Genomic DNA, 19197 nt, shown 5'->3' with positions numbered 1-19197 from the left:
TCCACTTGTCATCGACCACAATTGCCACTGACAACAATTGTGCAAACAGGACCGCGACAAACGGGATGATTGCGCTATCAAAAACTTTGCATGACGCGCATTTCCGCGCGATTAGAGCGCGAAAGCACAGAATTTAGGCGCGAGTCTCACGGTATTGCGACAAAGAAGCGGTCGAGAGCCGCGAGAGCGACCCGCAGGAACCGGCCCCCTCGTCCTTGCCAAGATCGGCATGAAGACCTGCCAACGCGCCCCGAATGGGCTTGATCTGCCAAGATCCGCCGCATCGCAGGGGCGCGCATTTCGGGCAAAAACCGGCGGGACCTAGAACAGCCGCTTCGGCCCCGCGAAAGCGAGACGAGCGTTGTTCCGGGGCTGGGGGCCAAAGCGTCGCGGATGCGTGATTGGCGCAAGCATCCCCAGCCTTTTATGCGGCACGCACCTTGGGGGCCGGCGCATCGGTCGGGCGGAAGAAAAGCAACCGAAGCGCATTCATCGTCACCAGCACGGTCGCACCAGTATCGGCGAGGACCGCAATCCAAAGGCCCGTGATCCCGAAGACCGTGGTCACAAGGAAGACCGCCTTGAGCCCCAGCGCGATCGCGATGTTTTGGCGGATGTTGGACATCGTGGCGCGGGCAAGGCGGATCGTGCCCGCCACATCACTGACGCGGTTGCGCAAGATCGCCGCATCGGCCGTCTCTAGCGCGACATCACTGCCCGATCCCATCGCGACGCCAATATCTGCGGCGGCAAGCGCGGGCGCGTCGTTGATCCCGTCACCGACCATCATCACCCGGGCGTCCTGCGATAAGGCTTGGATTGCCGCCACCTTGTCTTGGGGCAAAAGGCCCGAGCGCTGCGCGATCCCAAGCCCCGCAGCGATGGCCTGCGCCGTGCGGGCGTTGTCACCCGTCAGCATGACAGGAGAGATCCAAAGCGCATGGAGTTGCGCGACCGCATCCGCCGCATCGGCGCGGGGATCGTCGCGCAGCGCGATAAGACCTTGGGGCGCGTCGTCAAGCAAGACGATGACCACCGTCTTCCCTTCCGCTTCGAGCGCCGCCACCCGGGCCCGAAGGTCCTCCGTGAGCACACCGCGCTCCTGCGCCAGCCGCGCGGAGCCCACGCAAAGGGTCATTCCGTCGATAAAAGCTTCCGCGCCTTTGCCGGGGATTGCGCGGCCGCCAGAAACAGGCGCCGCATCAACGCCGCGCCGCGCGGCTTCGGCACAGATCGCCTGAGCCAGCGGATGGCTCGCACCGCGCTCGACCCCAGCCGCACGCGCGATCAGCACATCTTCGCTGCCGGTCAGCGCAGACACATCTGTCACGCGCGGCTTGCCCAGCGTCAGCGTGCCAGTCTTGTCAAAGGCGACATGGGTGGTGCGGGCTGCGGCTTCGATCACCGCGCCCCCCTTCATCAAAAGGCCATTGCGTGCCCCGGTCGAAAGAGCCGAGGCGATCGAGGCGGGCACCGAGATGACCAAGGCGCAGGGGCACCCGATCAGCAAAAGCGCAAGCGCGCGATAGGTCCATTCGCTCCAGGCCAGGCCGAAGGCCAGCGGCGGCACGATGGCGACAAGACCCGCAAAGCCAACCACGGCAGGCATGTAAATCCGGCTGAACCGGTCGATAAACCGCTCGGTCGGGGCGCGCGCGCTTTCGGCCTCTTGGACGAGGCGCACGATGCGGGCGATGGTGTTGTCTTCTGAGGCCTTTGTGACACGCACACGCAAAAGCGCCTCGGCGTTGATCGATCCGGCAAAGACCACCGCGCCCGGTTCCTTGAGGCTCGGGACGCTTTCTCCGGTCACCGGGCTTTCATCAACGCCCGAAATGCCCTCGATCACCTCGCCATCGCAGGGCACGCGATCCCCGGGGCGCACCTGAACGACTTGGCCGATCTCAAGTTTTTCGGCCGAGATCGCCCGTATTTTTCCGCCCTGTTCAAGCCGCGCCGTCTTTGGCACAAGCGTCGAGAGGGCCCGGATACTGTCGCGCGCCTTGCCCGCAGAAACACCCTCTAACAGCTCGCCCACGGCGAAGAGAAAGACGACAAGCGCCGCTTCCTCCGGCTCCCCGATCACCAGCGCACCGCTGGCGGCAATGGTCATCAACATCTCGATCGTAAAGGGCATGCGCGCCCGCGCCATTGCAATAGCGCGCCGCGCAATGGGCATAATCCCGACAAGGGTGGCCACGATGAACACCCAATGCGCGATCTCTGCCGGGACGATCAGGCGCGATGCCCAAGCCATGGCAAGCAAACCACCGGTGCGCAGAACAAGGCGGCCCTTTGCGCTGTGCCACCATGGCGTCGGCGCTGCCATGGCGGGCGCCGGGGCCCCTGCCCCTTCCGCGTCAGCCTCTGGAGGTGTCGCACCCTCGGCAAAGGCGTCCTCGGGCAAGATGAAGCCCCCCTTGGGCCGTTCCGGCGGCGCGCCTTTGGGCGCGATACCAAAACCAACGTCGCGCACGGCCTTTTCGATATGCTCAGCCGATGTCTGTGCCTCATCAAGCGACAGCCGTAACCGTTCGCCCATAAGTGCCACGTCAACCTCCGTGACGCCGGGCAGCCGTTCGACGGCGCCGCGCACCTTTGCGGCACATGCGCCGCAATCCATTCCTGTCACGCGCCACTCGCGCTGCATTGCGCGCCCATTTGTCATAATTGCGCTCCGTCGTCCGGCTTCGATCACAATCCGATATACGACCTAGCGCAGCTTTCGGTTCAAGCCATATTCGAGGGGGCGCAGCCTTGCGCACGCTAACGATCTTGGGGGCCGTTTGCCCCAAGAAGACGCCCCGATGCTGTTTATCGGGCCCTTAGCCCGACGGAACGGCACCAAGGAGCAAAGGCTCCGATCAGAAGTTGCCGCGTTTTGGTGCTGCTCCGGCTGATCTTTTGCGCATCAGGCCGAAACCATGCGCTTGCCTGATGGTCCCGCGCTATTTTGTTGAATCACCTTTGCCGCATATTAAGCATTTGCCCCTAGTTCTTGGCCGGTGTTCGAGTGATTTGTAACGAGGAACCGCCGATGTTTGCCAAGTTGACAGCGCTGGATCTGTCTCACCGATTGCCGTTGATGATGACAGTGGTGGCCTTTGTGGCGGCAACTTGCACGGCCCTGCCCGCCTATCTTAGCACACGCCAAACGCTGATCAGTGGCTCTGAAACCACGCTCGCCACGCTGGCCCGGGGGCCGGAACAGGCGCTCAATCTTTTGCTCAAGGGCACGCGGGCCGATCTGCTATCGATGGCGCAGGATCGTTCGATCCAGAGTGCGCTTGTGGCCATGTCCAGCGCCTATGACCAGCGCCCCGATGCCCGCGCGTCGCTGCAAGCGGCCTATATCGAGGAAAATCCCAATCCGCTGGGCGAAAAGAACCTGTTGGTCTCGACGGGCGATGGCAGCACCTATGATCAACTGCACGCCGATCTGCATCCTGGCCTAGCCACCCGGCTTGCCGAGCGCGGTTTCTATGACATCTTCCTAATCGATCCGACGGGCACCATCGTCTATACCGTGTTCAAGGAACTCGATTTTGCCACCAATCTGCAAACCGGCCCTTGGAAAGATACCGATCTGGGCGTGGTGTTCCGCGAAGCGCTAACGCTGTCGGGCAAGGATGCGGCGGCATTTCGCGATTTTGCCCCCTATGCGCCCAGCCATGATGCGCCAGCGGCCTTCATTGCCGCGCCGGTGGTGGATGACAGCGGCGCGACGCTGGGGGTGATTGCGATTCAATTGCCGATCGGGGCGATGAACGCGGCCTTGCAAAACGTCAGTGATGGCACCGACACCAAGCAAGCCTATCTTGTGGGCACGGATGGTTTTCTGCGGTCCGACCTCTTGTCGACACCCGAGGATGACATTCTCACCACCCGCGAAGACGATGCCGCCGTGCAAGCTGCGTTGGCGGGCGAAACCGGCGTGATGCGGATCACCAACGAAGCGGGGGATCGTTTCATCGCCTATCGTCCGTTCGATTTTTTGGGCACACGATGGGCGCTTTTGACCAGTGAAAGCGCCGATCATCTGTTGGCGCCGCTGGGCCGTATGACGTTGATTTTCATGGTGATCGGGGCGGCTGTGATGGCGGCTGCCGCAGCATTGGCGATGCGTTTGTCGCGCTCGGTCAGTCAACCGTTGACACGGCTGACAGAGGCGATGGATGCCGTGGGCCAAGGCGATCTGCATCATGACGTGCCGCATCGGGAACGTGGCGACGAGGTTGGCCGCATGGCCCGCACGCTGGAGCGGTTCCGCGAGGCGCTGGTCTCGGCGCGCGAAACCGATGCCCGTCTGGCCGCCGAACGCGAAGCCAGCGCCGAGCGCCAGCGCGAACGCGCCGTGGCGGAGGCCGCCCGCGAACGCGAAGAACTAGAACGCGCCCGCGAGGCCGAAGAGGCACAACGCGCCGCCGAAGACGCGCAACGCGCCGCAATCGATGCCGAACGCGCCCGCGCCGACGAGGCGTTGCGGCAGGTGGTCGAAGCGCTTAGCGCCTCGCTGCGGGCCTTGGCGGATGGGCGGCTTGATGTGACGATCGAAGGGTTCTTCGACGAGGCCTACAAAGCGCTGCGGATGGATTTTAACGCCGCCGCCAAAAGCCTTTGCGCAATCGTGACCGAAATTTCGACCGCGACCGACAGCATTCGCACCGACAGCAACGAAATTGCCAATGCGGCGGTGAACCTGTCGCGGCGCACCGAATCCTCGGCCGCCTCGCTGGATCAAACCTCTTCGGCGATGCAAGAAATGCTGACCGCGGTCGGGCAGACGAATTCGGGGATCAACAGCGTGCGCGCGCTGGCCCATGACGCCTGTGACCGGGCGGGACGCTCGCAAGAAACAATGCGCGCCGCCGTCGAGGCGATGCAGCGGATCGAGGCCTCTTCGGATGCGATCACCCGGATCATCAATGTGATCGATGATATCGCCTTCCAAACCAACCTTTTGGCGCTCAATGCCGGGGTCGAGGCCGCCCGCGCGGGCGAAGCGGGGCGCGGCTTTGCCGTTGTCGCCTCGGAAGTGCGGGCACTGGCGCAGCGCGCCGCCGAATCCGCCGCCGAAATCGGCACGCTGATCGCCGACAGCGGAAATCAGGTGCGCGATGGCGTGACCTTGGTGCGTGAATGCGGCACGGCACTCGAAACGATCTCGGGCGCGGTGTCGGATATTTCGGGCCGCGTGAGCGAGATTGCCGCCAGTGCGAGCGAACAGGAACAGGGCATTTCCGAAGTGACGAAAGCCTTGAGCCAGCTTGACACTGCAACGCAGGAAAACGCGGCGATGTTCGAAGAAACCACCGCCGCCACAAGCTCGCTTGCCACCGCCGTGGCCGATCTGGGCAATCTGGTGGCGCGGTTCAGCGGCTGGGAAGCCCATCAAGAGGCCCCCCGCAAAAGCGCCTGAGCCGCTGCCGGCCTATTGGTCGGCAGCGATTTTCGCGCGCAAGCGTAGCCATCGGGATGTCGCATTGGTCAGGGGCTCAAAGCACAGCTTTGCCCAGAACCAACAAGACGGGGCGCGGCCAGCAGGCCGCGCCCTTTCGCGTTTTGCGGCTGTCAGGCGAGGTTTTGGCGGAAGAACGCCTCAAGCTTATCAAAGGGGATGATGTCCACCTGATCGTAAAGGTCGACGTGATCGGCCCCTTCGATGATCATCAATTCCTTGGGCTCGGCAGCGGCGGCGACCGCGTCCTCGCTGAAATAGCGCGAATGCGCCTCGGAACCGGCGATCACCAGCATCGGGCGCGGCGCGATCTCGTCGATATAGGTGAGCAACGGCATGTTCATGAAAGACAACGGGTTGGTCACGGTCCAGCCGTCGTTCGAATTCACCGAACGCGGGTGATAGCCGCGCGCCGGGTCCTTGTAATAGGCATGATACATCCGGATCACCGGATCATCGATCCCCTCAAGGCTATCGGGCAGCCCGCCGGCCAGCGCGGGGCTTTCGCTTTGCGCGTCTTCCCAGCGTTGGCGGCTCATCGCGGCAAGGTTTTCGGCGCGCTGCGCATCGGAGAGGCTGTCGTAATAGCCCTTCGCCATCACGCGGGACATGTCATACATGCTGGTGGTGGCCACCGCTTTCACCCGCTTGTCCACGGCCACCGCGTTCAGCGCCATGCCGCCAAAACCGCAGATGCCGATGATGCCAAGCCGTTCGCGGTCGACCGCATCATGCAGGCCAAGATAGTCGATCGCGGCCATGAAATCTTCGGTATTGATATCGGGAGAGGCAACAGACCGGGGCTGGCCGCCGCTTTCCCCAACGTAAGACGGATCAAAGGCAAGCGTGACAAAGCCGCGCTCGGCCATGATCTGTGCGTAAAGGCCAGCGGCTTGTTCTTTCACCGCCCCAAAGGGGCCCGCCACTGCCAGCGCAGGCATCGGCCCGTCGGGGCGCTTGGCGGGCATATAAAGATCGCCCACCAGCGTGATGCCATAACGGTTCGTGAACTCGACCTTGGAATGGTCAACCGCATCGCTGCGCGGGAAGGTCTTGTCCCAATCACTGGTCTGGGCGCGCAGCGGGCCGCCGAAAGAAGCGGCGGCGACGGCGGCAGCGCTGACCCCCGCCATTTTCAGCAGGTTCCGACGGCTTTCGTTCGTGCCATCGGTTTCGGCAGAAAGGTGCTGTGTGTCAGTCATGGTTCATCCCTGTGATTGTTGTCACTGCGGTTAAGGTGGGGCGAACTGACTGCACGATTAGGGGGATCAGTCGGGATGTCGTAATGAGCAATTTTCATGAATGCCCATCGGCCGCCAAGCCCGCTTTGGCGCAAGCTGCACCCGTTTGGAACCGCCACGTCCCCCTGCCCTTTGTCTCGGCCTACGCGGCGCATTGATCGTGAACCAAATGCAATCGATAATGATAAAACGAAATACTGCATCAAAAAGGCCGGACGTGTCGCGCGCAAACCTCAATGACCTGCGGTCCTTCATGGCCGTGGCGCAGGAAAGGAACTTTACCCGGGCCGCCGCCCGTCTGGGGGTGTCACAATCCGCGCTCAGCCACACGATCCGCCAGTTGGAGGCGCGTCTGGGGGTGCGCCTGTTGACACGCACCACCCGCGCCGTGGCCACGACCGAGGCCGGACAGCGCCTGCTGGATGGGATCAGCCATCACATCGGCCAGATCGATGCACACCTTGATGAACTTGGCGCGCTGCGCGAAACCCCTGCGGGGACGGTGCGCCTCGTGTCGTCGGACCTTGGGATCGATCAGGTGCTTTGGCCCAAGCTGCAACCGCTTTTGCGCGCGAACCCGGATATCAAGGTGGAAATCACGCTGGATAACGGGTTCAACGACATTGTCGCCGAAGGCTTCGATGCCGGCGTGCGCCGGGGCGAGCATTTGGCGAAGGATATGATTTCCGCGCGGATCGGCACGCCGTTGCGATACATCGTCGTGGCCGCGCCGCAAGTCTTTGAGACGCATCCAAAACCGCAGCACCCGCGCGACTTGGCGGAGCTGCCCTGCATCAACTTCACTTTGCAATCCGCCAAACGATCTTTTGCTTGGGAATTTCAAGAGAATGGCCATGACCTGCGCGTGAAGGTCGATGGGCAACTGGCGTTCAACAATGTCTTTTTGGTGCTGGAGGCCGCGCTTGCGGGCTTTGGCTGCGCCTATATGCCAGTGGAGCTTGCCGCGCCGCATCTCAAGGCCGGACGGCTGGTGCAGGTGCTCGACGCCTATTGTCCCTTTTTCGACCCGTTTCACCTTTACTATCCAAACAGACGCCAGCCCTCGCCCGCGTTCAAAGCGGTCTTGGAGGCCTTGCGTCACACGGGGTAAGGTAAGGCCCCACCGCCCAACGGCAGTGCCCCAAAAGCAATGTGAACAAAGATCAGGTTACGGCAAAGGCAGGCAAGGGTGGACTGGCTTTGCATCCTTTTCGAGGGTGCGGGGCATCCGGCGGATGCCCCGGCACATTTTTTATCACAGCCGGGCTTCGGCGCTTCCGGGGGCGAAATGGTCTTGCGTCAGCTTCACGATGACCGGCGACAGCAGCAGCAGCGAAATCAGGTTCGGGATCGCCATCAAGGCATTGAGCGTATCCGCCACCAACCAAGCGAAATCGAGGCTCAAGGTCGCGCCGAAGAAGACCATGATGGTCCACAGCACGCGAAACGGCTTTTCGCTGACGGTGCCCAGCAGGAATTCCCAGCACTTCTCGGCATAATAGGCCCAGCCCAAGATGGTGGTGAAGGCAAAAGGCGCCAAACAGATGGTCAGCAAATAGCCACCATAGCCCGGAATGGCGGCCTCGAACGCCGCCGAGGACAAGAGCGCCCCGGTCTCACCGCTGGTCCAAACCCCGGTGACCATGATCGCAAGCCCGGTCAAGGTGCAGATGATGATCGTGTCGATGAAGGTGCCCATCATGCCGATCACGCCCGAAAACACCGGGCTTGCGCTGGAACCCGCCGCCTGTGCGATCCCCGCGGTGCCAAGGCCCGCTTCGTTCGAAAAGATGCCGCGTGCCACGCCCTTTTGCAGCGCCATGATGATGCTGGCGCCAAGGAACCCGCCTGCGGCTGCGGTGCCGGTAAAGGCATCATGCACAATGGTGGCAAAAGCCGCGGGAATATTCCCGGCAAACAGCACCAAAACGAACAGCACGCAGATCAGATAGATGACCGCCATGAACGGCACGACCTTTTGCGCCACCGCGCCGATGCGCCGGATCCCGCCCAAAACGACCAGACCGGTCACCACCGTCAAGACGGCCCCGGTGATCCATGTCTGCACCCCGAAAGAATTCTGAATGGCGCTGGCGATGCCATTGGCTTGCACCATATTGCCGATGCCAAAGCCCGCAAGGCCGCCAAACAGCGCGAAGGCGGTGCCGAGCCAGTGCCACCGTTTGCCCAGACCGTTCTTGATCGCGAACATCGGGCCACCGACATGCTCGCCCTTGTCGTCAACCTCGCGGTATTTCACCGCGACAACCACCTCGGCATATTTCGTGGCCATGCCGACAAAGGCCGTGACCCACATCCAAAACAGCGCCCCGGGGCCGCCCACCGCAATGGCCGTTGCCACACCGACAATGTTACCGGTGCCGATGGTCCCCGAAAGGGCGGTCATCAGCGCGGCATAAGGGGTGATATCGCCTTCCGCATCCGCGCCGGGCGTGCGGCTTTTCCAAATCGCCCTGAAACCATAAACAAGCTTGCGGATCGGCATGAAGCCGAGACGAAGCTGAAGAAAAAGGCCAGTGCCAATGATCAAGACGATCATCGGAACGCCCCAAACAATACCGTTTAGCCAGTTGAAGAAACCTAGTATCAGTTCCAAACGGTCGTCTCCTCTTTGTCCCGCGCGCGTGCTTCCACGAAACAAGGCATCAGCGTGAGTCCGTCCGCGCGCTGCGGGGATATTGTTCTGTTTTTCGCGGCCCTCCCTTACGGTCGCATCGGGACCAAGATCAACCCGCGAATTCCCCGGTCACCTTCACGGAGCGCGGGACAGCCACTTGAGGCGTAACGCCCGTCTCAGGCGACGGGCGCATTTGGGGACAACGCCGAAATCGGCCTGCGGCACAGGCTCCGAAAGCGCAACCGCGCCCGTGGCTTTGCCGGTCTGGCGCGCGCCTTTTCTTCACGCTCAGATGCGATGCCCTGCGCTGTGCCTTCAATTATGTCGCACCAATCCTGACCATCGGGCCAAGACCGCCGGATGCATGTAGCCAGCGCCTGTTCTTAACGCGGCGCCAGATAGCCGATTTCGCGCAGGGCCGTCGCACGGGCTTCGGCTTCGCCCGCCTCAATGCGCGCGATTGCAAAGCCCGTGGCCAAAAGAAGATGATCCCCCGGTTTTGCCTCGGGCACGAATGCAAGGCTGATTGTTTCCTCTCGCCGGCCATCGACACAGACCTGCCCCATGGCTTCGGGCAGAAGGGCAATCAGTTGCGCAGGAACCGCGATACACATGGCGTTTAATGCCCCGCGCCGCACCGCGGTGCGGTATATTGGTGCGCGATCCAATCAAGCCAGGCGTCAAAACCTTCCCCGGTGGTGGCGGAAAGCTGCAAGCAGGGCAGCGCCGGATTGACCCGCCGCGCCATTTCCAGACACCGCGCCACATCAAAGCGGAGATAGGGCAGCAAGTCGATCTTGTTGAGGATCATCAGATCGGCATGGGCAAACATATCTGGGTATTTCAAAGGCTTGTCGTCGCCTTCGGTGACAGAAAGCACGACCACTCGCGCCGCCTCGCCCAGATCGAAGGCGGCAGGACAGACAAGATTGCCCACATTTTCAATGAACAGCACACTGCCCCGGACCGGGGCAAGCTGGCCCACGGCATCCGCGATCATCGCCGCGTCAAGATGGCAGCCTTTGCCGGTATTGATCTGCACGGCGGGGGCGCCAGTCTCGCGGATGCGGTCCGCGTCAAAACTGGTTTCCTGATCGCCTTCGATTACTGCGGTGGGCAAGCGCCCCGCGAGCGCGCGGATCGTCTCACACAAAAGCGTGGTCTTGCCCGAACCGGGGGAAGACAGCAGGTTCAGCGCCAAGAGGCCTTGGGCATCGAAAGCGGCGCGATTTTGCGCTGCCAGCGCATCATTGCGCCCCAAGATCGCCTGTTCGAGCCGGATCGTGCGCGGCCCCGTCGTTTCAAGAGGCAAAGCCGCGGGACCAGTTTCCCCGTGGTGGTGATCACAATTGCAGGTGCCGCACATGGCGCCCTCCTTTGCTGCATCGACGGCCGCAAGGCGCGGCCGTCTTGGGGTCTTCTTTCTCAGATCGCGGCGCCCATCAGCCCAAGGCCGAAACAGGCCGTGCCGCCCGCCAGCAGGCGCAGCGCCAGTACCCCATGGCGCCGGGCGATCAAACCAAGGGCAATGCCCGTGCCGTGCAAAAGCGCCGTGGCCCCCAACATGCCCGCAACCAACGCAAAACCAGCGCCCGCCTCGACCCCATGCGCATGGCCGTGCAAAAGGCCGAAAACCGCCACAAGCGATGACGCGGCGGCCAAGGGCGCGCGCCAGCCGAAGGCGACGGCCAACCCAAACAGCACCAGCGAAACGGCAATGCCCGCTTCGACAAGCGGCAGGGCAAGCCCGGTAGCGCCAAGGCCGATCCCCGCGGCCATCGCGGCGACGAAGGCGGCGGGCAGCGCCCAGCGCGCGGCGCCCCCCTGTTGCACCGACAGCGCGCCGACAAGCACCATGGCAAGGGCATGATCGAGCCCGGTCAGCGGGTGCAGCGCGCCAGCGGCAAAGCTGGTGCCCAGCGCATGACCGGGGTGCGCAAGCGCGACAGAGGGCAGCACGATCAGGGCCGCTGCCGGCACAGCGGCAGCGAAGAGGGTCTTGACGGACATGGGAAGTTCCTTTCGTTGAAGTCCGGGCCGCGCGGGAACCGCGCGGAATGGGGCCCCTAGGGGGGCTCGGTCTTAAGCTGGCGCAGCGCTTTGCGGACATCCTCGCCGGTGGCGAGATTTTGCAGACCCTCGGCGTCGCGCAGCAGGAATTCGGTGCGGTTGAGCCGCTTGAGATAGCCCTCCTTCATCAGGCTGTTGAGCGCGGTCGAGGTGGTCTGACGCGCCGAACCGATCATATTGGCGATCTCTTCGGTGGTCAGGCCAAGCGCCAGATGGGTGCCGCCCTCGACGGGCTTGCCTTGGGTTTCAGCGTGATCGAGAAAAAACACCGCAAGCCGCTGCTTGATGTCGTGAAACATCAAATCTTCAATCGTGCGCATGCAAGACATGATCGCACGCCCCAAGATCGACACCAGCCCGAACGAGATCGACGGGCAGTCTTCAAGCTTGCGCTTGAAGGTGGCCAGATCGGCAAAACGCGTCTCGCTCGGTTCCACCGCTTCGACAAGGCAGCCCGAATGGGTGCAGAAAATGTCGCCTGGGATCAGATAAAAAAGCGTGATTTCGCGGTCTTCGCCGATCATATAGGCGCGCAAGCGGCCATCCATGACGACGAAAACACCGTTTTCATCCCCCTCGCCGGTGCAAATCATCGCCCCTTTGCCATGACGGCGGGCATGAAACCCTTTGAAGAAGCCGTCGCCTGCGCGGCTGGTGAGCACATCTGCAATTCCAAAGCGGGGGGGCATATCACAGTCTCCCTTCTGCTGTGTCCCATCGGGCCAAGCGGCCGTTCAACAGATGTGACAGGAAGAAGACGCCCCTGCCAAGGGTCGCGTTGCGATCGCGGCGTTGAACCAAGGGGGCGCGGCGGGTCTGCATTACGCTTAGGCCTCTGTGCGGGCGGGGGGCGCTTTTGGCGCCGCAGCCGGGTCGTTCAGCGCGTAACTGCCCCCGCGCAGCGCTATGGGGCTGTCATCAAGGCGCGCCAGCACCACCTCCAGCGCGGCATTGGCGCGCGCCATTTCCACCACCGCACGTTCCATCAGACCACAGATTTCCGGGTCACCGATCTGGGCATACTGTCCCTCGATCTCGCGGGCATGGTCTTGCATGTGTTCGGCGCAATGGGCGAGGAAATGGCGCAGCCGCACCCGAGCCTTTTCTTGCGGGGTCATGCTGCATCCTCCTGATGGGCAAGGGTGATCGTAACCCCTTTGGACAGGTCGATGCTGCACAGGGTCACCCCATGCAGATCATGGGTCTCGTCAAACAGGGTGCGCACCCGCACCAGCCCCGGCGCGACTTCGACGCTGATCACATCGGAGAGCTTTTGCGCGAGACTGAGATCGCTTTCGGCCAAGATCACGGTTCCAAGACACATCGCTTATACCCCCTGCACTTCAAGCCGTTTTTGCAGCGCGCAGGCCAGCTCTGCCGCCCGCGCGGGGCCGCCCGGATGGTCATAGAAAGACTGACCTCGACGGTCTGCTGCCTGCACCTGCGGGTCGAGGGGAAACACGGCGAGGAGTTCTCTCCCCGCCGTGTTCTCGAGCACGAAGGCCTCGTCTTCGGCGCTGTCAACCTTGTTTGCTACGAAGGCAAGGTTGGCAATGCCAAGCTCGCGCGCCAGCGTCTCGATCTGGGTGGCCGTCTGAAAGCTACGGCTGCCCGGCTCCACGACGATCACCAGAAGATCGACATTTTCTACCGTGCCGCGCCCGAAATGCTCGATCCCCGCTTCCATATCGATCAGCACCGCCTCGCGCCGCCGCGTCAGAATGTGGCGCAACAGCGTGCGGATCAGCGCATGTTCGGGGCACACGCAGCCCGTGCCCGCGTGATCCACCGTGCCCATCCGCAAAAGCTTCACCCCCGCATGGTCGACGCTGAACCCATCGGGGATGTCATCCACTTTCGGGTTCAAGATGAAATGGTTGCCCGCGCCATCGGCGCCGGTGCGTTCCTTGGCCAGATCAACCATCTTCGAGATCGGCTTGAGGTCCGCAAGCCGATCCGCAGGCAAGCCAATCGCCGAAGCAAGATTGGCATCTGGATCGGCATCGATCGCCATCACCTGCCAGCCCTCGGCGGCGAGGGCGCGGGCCAAAAGGCCCGTCACCGTTGATTTTCCGACACCGCCTTTGCCGGTCACCGCAATCTTCATCACATCCTCGCAAGCCCAGATGCCGGGGCTTTCGGCCCCCATGTCGCGGTGGGCAGGCCCAGCCCGGCGCGGCGTTCCTGAATGGCGGCAAAGATCTTTTCACCCGCAAGGGCCGGATCGGTCTCGACCATCATATAGCCGCCAACGAGTTCCTTGGCGGTTGTGGTCAGAAGGTCGGCCACCACCTGCGAGCCTGCCACCGGCGGCATCGTGCCAAGGTGGGTGGGCAGGCCCAACGTCACCGCCCAAGTGCCAATCACCACGGCTTTTTCGGTCATCGCCTCGGGCGCCGAGGCAACAATCGGCAGGTCCGAGATGTCCTTGCCCAGCTTGTTGGCAAGCGCCGTGGCAAGCGAAACCGCCCGCGAGTTATCGACACAAGACCCCATATGCAGCACCAAGGGCAGCGGTCCGCCAAGCCCGGCGGCTTCGCCCACGGCGGTCAGCACCGCCTTGAGCCCCGGCCCGGCATAGGTGTTCGTGGCCTCTTGGGTCATCAGGCCGGCTTTGGCATAGGCCCCCGCCGCGCAGCCCGTGGCCAGCACCAGAATATCGCGCGCGGCCAAGGCTTTGGCGAGTTCCAGATAGGCGCTGTCTTGCTGCGTTTTGGTGTTGTTGCAGCCTGCAAACAGAACCGCGCCTTGAATGTTGCCGGCCACGATATTGTCGACCAGCGGCGCCAGCGGATCTTCTGCATTCACCTTACCAAGCGCGGCCACAATCGCCTCGGTCGAGAAGCCAACAATCGCCTCGTTTTGCAGATTGGGAATGTTGATCCGCTTCGGATCGCGCCGTTTATAGGCGCTCAGCGCCAGTTTCAGAATTTCCTTGGCGTTTTCCGAGGCGTGATGTTCTTCAAAATCCACATGCGTGGCCCCGGCGATCTTGTTTTGTTTGTCCGTGGTGATGATCTGCGTGTGGAAACATTCGGCCACCCGCGGCAGCGAGGGCATGATGCATTGCACATCCAAGATCATCGCATCAAGCGCGCCGGTCAGAATTGGCAGTTCTTGCGACAGGTAGTTGGTGGCCAGCGGAATACCGCGCCGCACCATCACCTCGTTGCCGGTGCAGCACACGCCGATGACGTTGAACCCGGTCGCGCCCACGGCCTTTGCCTCGTCTTCCATATCGGCAGCGATATCGCAGATGATCTCGGACAAAAGCGGGTTGTGGCCATTGACCGCGATATTGATGGCATCGCGTTTGATCACACCAAGATTGGCGCGGGTCACGGTGGGGGTCGGCGTGCCAAATAACGCATCCGAAAGTTCGGTCGCCAGCATTTCGCCATCCAGATCGGCCAATGCCACCCGCAAGCCACCCAAGATCAGGTTGGTCGGATCGGCGTCGCAGCCCAGATGGGTGCGCGACATCGACTGCGCCACCGAAGCATCGATATTATGCGGCAAAAGGCCCAATTTCCCGAGTTTTTCCAGCCGCGGCGCGGGCAACGAGGCGGCAAGCCAGTTCACCGGCGCGCTGTAATCTTGGTTTTGGAAATCCCACAGCGTCAGATCGGCCAGGTCGCGCACGATTTCGCTCAGTTCACGACCCTCGACCGCCACCTTGTGGCGCGCGGCAATGGCGTGCAGTTTCTCGACATCGCGGATTTCGTAATCTTTCAACTCGCCCTTGCTCAGGTGCAAAAGCGCCAGCGCGATATGGCGGCCATGCTCGCTATGCGCGGCCGCGCCCGAGGCCATCATCCGCACCATATGGCGCGCCACGATGGTATCGCGGTCGGCACCACAGATACCATATTGCGGGCCGTTGCCGAACGGATCGATACGGCACGGCCCCTTCATGCAGATGCGGCAGCACAGGCCGGTGGTGCCAAAACCGCATTGCGGCTCTTGTGCGGCGGCGCGGCTCCAGGCCGTGCCGATCCCCTCGGCTTCCGCGATCTTCAGCATCTCGGTCGCGCAGGGGTCGGTGGAACATTGAGAACAGTCGAGGCAGCTCATGCGTGAGCCTCCTTTTTCAGAAATTCAGACGAAGGGAACGATGGGATTGCGCCAGTTCGCGGGCGCGCGCCTTGCGCAGCGCGTCACGATATTTTGCCATGTCGACCAGTTCGATGGCCTTGGTCGGGCAAGCTTCCACGCAGGCGGGTGCCTCTTTGCCGGTTTCGGCGCGCCAGGATTTGCACAGATCGCATTTCAGCGCGACGCCGCGGTTGGTCAGCCCATCGGGATCGGGGGCCGCATCGGCCTGCGCGCGCACTGAAATCGCCCCGAACGGGCAGACCATCACGCATAATTTGCAGCCGATGCAATGTTGCTCGACGATTTCGATCTGGCCATCGGCTTGACGGCAAGCATTGGTCGGGCAGACCTGCGTGCACGGCGCATCTTCGCATTGGCGGCATTGCATCGGCATCGTCGCCCCTTCAAAGGAGACAACGATATTACGCGGATGCAGCGGCACCCGCCCGGCGGTGGCCGAGACGATATCTTGCCCGCCCGAATGCGCGAGTGCACAGGCGATCTCGCAGGAATGGCACCCCAGACAGCGGTCTGGATCTGTGTGGATGATGGCGTTTTCGGGTATGTGCGGCATGATCGGTTTCCGCCCTTTCCTGTGACGCGCCTCAGTGGCGCAAGATGATTTCGTCCAGCGTCATGCCCTTGCCGGGCAACAGGCTGACCTCCGTGCCGCCGCAGCTTGCACAGTGAAAATGGCGGTCTGCCGCGCGCTCTCCCTTGCAGGTGCGGCACTGCAACCGGGCCGGGCGGCGGGTGATGGCGAGCGCGGCCCCGGCCATGGCCGTGTCTTCGGACAAAAGCGCAAAGGCCGAGATCAGCAGATCCGGTTCGATGCCCTGCAGCGCCCCAATCGACATCCGCACGGTCTCGACCTGCCCACCGCCGCGCCGCGCCAGTTCGGCACCGACCGCTTCGACAAGCGCGCAACAGATCGCCATCTCATGCATGTTCGGGCTCCCCCCGGCTTGATAGAAAAACCCTACGCCCGACATGGCGGCGCATCTGTCTTCTGCCTGACAAAAACGTGAAAAGGCGCGGGGAGGCAGACCAGATCAGGCCTAGACCAAGCCGAGAGCAGCAGAAAACACACCGGCCCCGCCTTCGGGGGGCGGGGCCGGTGGAGCGCTGGGGTCGAGGAGTGGTTCAGCGCTCGGTACAGGAGATGCAGGGGTCGATGGAATTGACGATCATCGGAATGTCCGAAATCCGCGCGCGGTCCATCATCACCTGCAGCACGTCCCAGTTCATGTAACTGGGCACGCGCCATTTCAGCCGCTCAGGCGTGTCGGTGCCATTGGTCTTGAGGTAATAGATCAGCTCGCCGCGCGGCGCCTCGGTTTTGGCCACGGCTTCGCCAGCAGGAATATGCGGCAGCGGCCCCACAGAAAGCGGGCCTTCGGGCAATTTGGCAAGGCATTGCCGGATCAAGGAAATCGCCACCAATGCCTCATCAAGGCGCACCATGGCGCGCGACCAGACATCGCCATCGGGGTAGCTGACGGCTTCAAAATCCAGCTGCGGATAAATGCCATAGGGCGCGGCAAGCCGCACATCATAGCCGTGGCCCGCGCCGCGCGCCACCGGCCCCATCAGCCCGTAATCGATACAATGATCGAGCCCGATTACCCCAATTCCCTTGGTGCGCGCGGTGATCGAGCGGTTGGTCGCGTAAATCGGGCGGATCTGTTCGCGCAAGATCGGTTCGAGCCGGTCGAGCTGATGCAGGATATAGGCGCTGGTCTCACGGCTGATGTCGTATTTCACCCCGCCGATCACATTGGCGGCAATATCCATACGATTGCCAAACACCGTTTCCTTGGTGTCTTGCATGATTTCGCGCGCTTCCATGACATGCATGAACAGCGATTCAAAGCCGACGATATGGGCCAAGATCGCCACGTTGAACATATGCGAGGCGACGCGTTTGATCTCATCGGCAATGGCGCGCAGATAAAGTGCGCGCTCGGGCACTGCGATCTGCGCAATATCTTCCAGCGCCATACAATAGGTTTGCGGATGGCTGTTGGAACATAGCGAACAAACCCGCTCGGTCAGCGCAAGGTTTTGGTAGATGTTGCGCTTGGTGGTCAGATATTCGATGCCGCGATGAACGTGGCCTGCGGTGACCTCCAACCCGGTGACGGTTTCACCTTCCACCGAAATGCGGAAATACATCGGCTCTTCCAGCGAGACATGCAGCGGGCCGACCGGAATTTCATAGCTTTGCATCACAGCACCTCGCGCCGTGTGATAAGTTTTTCAAACAGCATGTTGGTCGAGGCGGCATTCGACAGCACCGACAGTGGGATCAGCCGGTCCATCACCTGCCCCGAAACGCTTTCATCCAAGAACAAACGGCGGTTGTCGCTGCGCCCGGTGACGGCGATATCGTAAAGCTCCATGAATTCGCGCTCGTGCCAGTCGGCATTGCGAAACAGCGGCACCAAACTGGCGACGGTGCCGCCCTCGGGCACGGTCAGCTTGACCGTTACGGTGGACCCGTCGATGTCGAAATGCCACGCGATCACCCGGCCTGCCCCGCGTTCCGAGGCGGCCATCGCCGTGGCCATCGATAGCCGCGCGCCCAAAGTCTTGAGCGCCGTGGCCACGGCGGTCAAATCGTCGGCCGTCTCCAGTGTCAGCCAGCCCGAGAGGCCGCTTTGCGATTCCCGCAGGCAAAACGCACCACGAAATTCACGCGCAAGGTCGAAAAGCGCATCGCGCAGGGTTTGGTTTGGGGTCATGATCTGGCTCCTGAAAGGGTGGCGCGACGGCGGCAATCCGGGCACATCCCGGCCAGCGCCTTGGTTCGGTCGTTTTGCCCGCGATAGGCGAGATCCATCAGGGCGGGGATCGCAGGCAGGAAGGCGGTGCCGCATTCGGTGCAGCGGCATTGCGCAACCGTGCCGTGGTCGATTTGGGTGTATTTTTCGCTTTGCGGATGGGCGAGATGCCAATTGTTCGTCAGCGTGATCGCCTTGGTCGGGCAGTAATATTCGCACAACCCACAAGAAATGCAGGTGTTGTGCCAGATCAGGAAATGCAGCCCGTCGTCATCCTCGGCGAACCGGATCGCACCGCCTGCGCAGACGTGTTCGCACATTTTGCACCCGGTGCAGGTGTCCGCATCAAACGCCACCTTGCCGCGATAGGCAGGCGGGGTTGGCGCCTCGCCAAAGGGAAAGGCCTCGGTCGCGGGGCCCTTGCGCAGGTTGTCGAGCAAGATTTTCAGAAATGCCATCATGCCGCCTCCCCGATCCGGGCGCGCCAGATCGCAATGGCCTGGGCGATGCCCTCGATGATCGCTTGCGGGCGCGGCGGGCAGCCGGGCACGTTCACATCCACCGGCAAGTAGCGGTCAATCGGCCCTTCGATCGCATAGCTTTCGCGGAACACGCCGCCCGAGATCGGGCAAACCCCGACGGCCACCGTGACCTTGGGATCGGGGATTTCGTCGTAAAGGCGCAACATCTTGTCTTTGACGCGCGCGGTCAGCGGGCCGGTGATCAGCACGATATCGGCGTGTTTGGGGCTGCCGCAATATTGGCAGCCAAGCCGTTCCACATCATAGCGCGGGATACAGGCGGTGGTGGCCAGTTCCACATCGCAGCCGTTGCACGACCCCGCATTAATCCGGTAGAGCCAAGGCGATTTCGCCACGATCCTTGGGGTGATTTTAGACAGGAAGTTCATGG

At 62.3% G+C, this 19197-nt stretch carries 19 protein-coding genes; 2 read left to right on the top strand and 17 right to left on the bottom strand.

Annotated elements, in window-relative coordinates; translation table 11 throughout:
• Positions 1-424: 424 nt before the first annotated feature.
• Positions 425-2668 (bottom strand): heavy metal translocating P-type ATPase, encoded by a 2244-nt coding sequence (locus tag CKO11_RS03605; RefSeq protein ID WP_223632995.1) that lies wholly within the window; start codon positions 2666-2668, stop codon positions 425-427.
• Positions 2669-3037: 369 nt separating this feature from the next.
• Between CKO11_RS03605 and CKO11_RS03600 the strand changes: the two genes are divergently transcribed.
• Positions 3038-5419: a methyl-accepting chemotaxis protein gene (locus CKO11_RS03600; protein ID WP_223632992.1), complete on the top strand. Its 2382-nt coding sequence runs from the start codon at positions 3038-3040 to the stop codon at positions 5417-5419.
• A 152-nt stretch (positions 5420-5571) separates the two neighbouring features.
• Here the strand turns inward: CKO11_RS03600 and CKO11_RS03595 are convergent, their stop codons facing one another.
• The gene (locus CKO11_RS03595; RefSeq protein WP_223632990.1) at positions 5572-6660 is read right to left on the bottom strand and encodes an alpha/beta hydrolase; all 1089 of its coding nucleotides are present in this window, start codon (positions 6658-6660) and stop codon (positions 5572-5574) included.
• Positions 6661-6916: 256 nt separating this feature from the next.
• On the opposite strand from CKO11_RS03595, the gene CKO11_RS03590 reads away from it, so the two are divergent.
• The gene (locus CKO11_RS03590; RefSeq protein ID WP_223632987.1) at positions 6917-7810 is read left to right on the top strand and encodes a LysR family transcriptional regulator; all 894 of its coding nucleotides are present in this window, start codon (positions 6917-6919) and stop codon (positions 7808-7810) included.
• Between the two features lie 144 nt (positions 7811-7954).
• Here the strand turns inward: CKO11_RS03590 and CKO11_RS03585 are convergent, their stop codons facing one another.
• From CKO11_RS03585 to CKO11_RS03515, 15 genes are all read right to left on the bottom strand, one after another.
• Positions 7955-9259 (bottom strand): alanine/glycine:cation symporter family protein, encoded by a 1305-nt coding sequence (locus CKO11_RS03585; RefSeq protein ID WP_223632985.1) that lies wholly within the window; start codon positions 9257-9259, stop codon positions 7955-7957.
• 461 nt (positions 9260-9720) lie between these two features.
• The gene (locus CKO11_RS03580; protein WP_223632982.1) at positions 9721-9951 is read right to left on the bottom strand and encodes a HypC/HybG/HupF family hydrogenase formation chaperone; all 231 of its coding nucleotides are present in this window, start codon (positions 9949-9951) and stop codon (positions 9721-9723) included.
• A 5-nt stretch (positions 9952-9956) separates the two neighbouring features.
• Entirely contained in the window at positions 9957-10703 is a 747-nt protein-coding gene (gene hypB / locus CKO11_RS03575) for a hydrogenase nickel incorporation protein HypB (RefSeq protein WP_263298383.1), read from the bottom strand.
• Positions 10704-10762: 59 nt separating this feature from the next.
• A complete protein-coding gene (locus CKO11_RS03570) occupies positions 10763-11347 on the bottom strand; it encodes a HupE/UreJ family protein (RefSeq protein WP_223632980.1) in 585 nt (194 codons plus the stop codon).
• Positions 11348-11403: 56 nt separating this feature from the next.
• Complete coding sequence (locus CKO11_RS03565) at positions 11404-12096, bottom strand: Crp/Fnr family transcriptional regulator (RefSeq protein ID WP_223632978.1); 693 nt, start codon at positions 12094-12096, stop codon at positions 11404-11406.
• A gap of 138 nt (positions 12097-12234) precedes the next feature.
• The gene (locus tag CKO11_RS03560; RefSeq protein WP_223632975.1) at positions 12235-12525 is read right to left on the bottom strand and encodes a hypothetical protein; all 291 of its coding nucleotides are present in this window, start codon (positions 12523-12525) and stop codon (positions 12235-12237) included.
• Positions 12522-12731, bottom strand: coding sequence for a CooT family nickel-binding protein (locus tag CKO11_RS03555; RefSeq protein WP_223632972.1), 210 nt, complete (start codon positions 12729-12731; stop codon positions 12522-12524). Before CKO11_RS03555 ends, CKO11_RS03560 begins: the two co-directional genes overlap by 4 nt.
• 3 nt (positions 12732-12734) lie before the next feature.
• On the bottom strand, positions 12735-13514 hold the full coding sequence (locus CKO11_RS03550) for an AAA family ATPase (protein WP_223632969.1): 780 nt from the start codon (positions 13512-13514) through the stop codon (positions 12735-12737).
• Positions 13514-15481 (bottom strand): anaerobic carbon-monoxide dehydrogenase catalytic subunit, encoded by a 1968-nt coding sequence (cooS, locus tag CKO11_RS03545; RefSeq protein ID WP_223632968.1) that lies wholly within the window; start codon positions 15479-15481, stop codon positions 13514-13516. Before cooS ends, CKO11_RS03550 begins: the two co-directional genes overlap by 1 nt.
• Before the next feature lie 16 nt (positions 15482-15497).
• Complete coding sequence (locus CKO11_RS03540) at positions 15498-16076, bottom strand: 4Fe-4S dicluster domain-containing protein (protein WP_223632964.1); 579 nt, start codon at positions 16074-16076, stop codon at positions 15498-15500.
• A gap of 31 nt (positions 16077-16107) precedes the next feature.
• Positions 16108-16449 carry a hydrogenase maturation nickel metallochaperone HypA gene (locus CKO11_RS03535; protein WP_223632961.1) on the bottom strand — a complete coding sequence of 114 codons (342 nt, stop codon included), beginning with the start codon at positions 16447-16449 and terminating at the stop codon, positions 16108-16110.
• Between the two features lie 196 nt (positions 16450-16645).
• Positions 16646-17731: a nickel-dependent hydrogenase large subunit gene (locus CKO11_RS03530; RefSeq protein ID WP_223632958.1), complete on the bottom strand. Its 1086-nt coding sequence runs from the start codon at positions 17729-17731 to the stop codon at positions 16646-16648.
• On the bottom strand, positions 17731-18246 hold the full coding sequence (locus CKO11_RS03525; RefSeq protein ID WP_223632955.1) for an NADH-quinone oxidoreductase subunit C: 516 nt from the start codon (positions 18244-18246) through the stop codon (positions 17731-17733). The genes CKO11_RS03530 and CKO11_RS03525 overlap by 1 nt, the downstream gene beginning before the upstream one ends.
• Positions 18243-18743, bottom strand: a complete 501-nt coding sequence (locus tag CKO11_RS03520; RefSeq protein WP_223632953.1) for a 4Fe-4S binding protein — start codon at positions 18741-18743, stop codon at positions 18243-18245. The genes CKO11_RS03525 and CKO11_RS03520 overlap by 4 nt, the downstream gene beginning before the upstream one ends.
• A complete protein-coding gene (locus CKO11_RS03515; protein WP_223632950.1) occupies positions 18743-19195 on the bottom strand; it encodes an NADH-quinone oxidoreductase subunit B family protein in 453 nt (150 codons plus the stop codon). The genes CKO11_RS03520 and CKO11_RS03515 overlap by 1 nt, the downstream gene beginning before the upstream one ends.
• Positions 19196-19197: the final 2 nt, after the last annotated feature.

This window comes from Rhodobacter sp. TJ_12 (assembly GCF_020023995.1).
GTDB lineage: Bacteria > Pseudomonadota > Alphaproteobacteria > Rhodobacterales > Rhodobacteraceae > Rhodobacter.
This window is presented reverse-complemented; position numbering and strand designations above follow the sequence as displayed.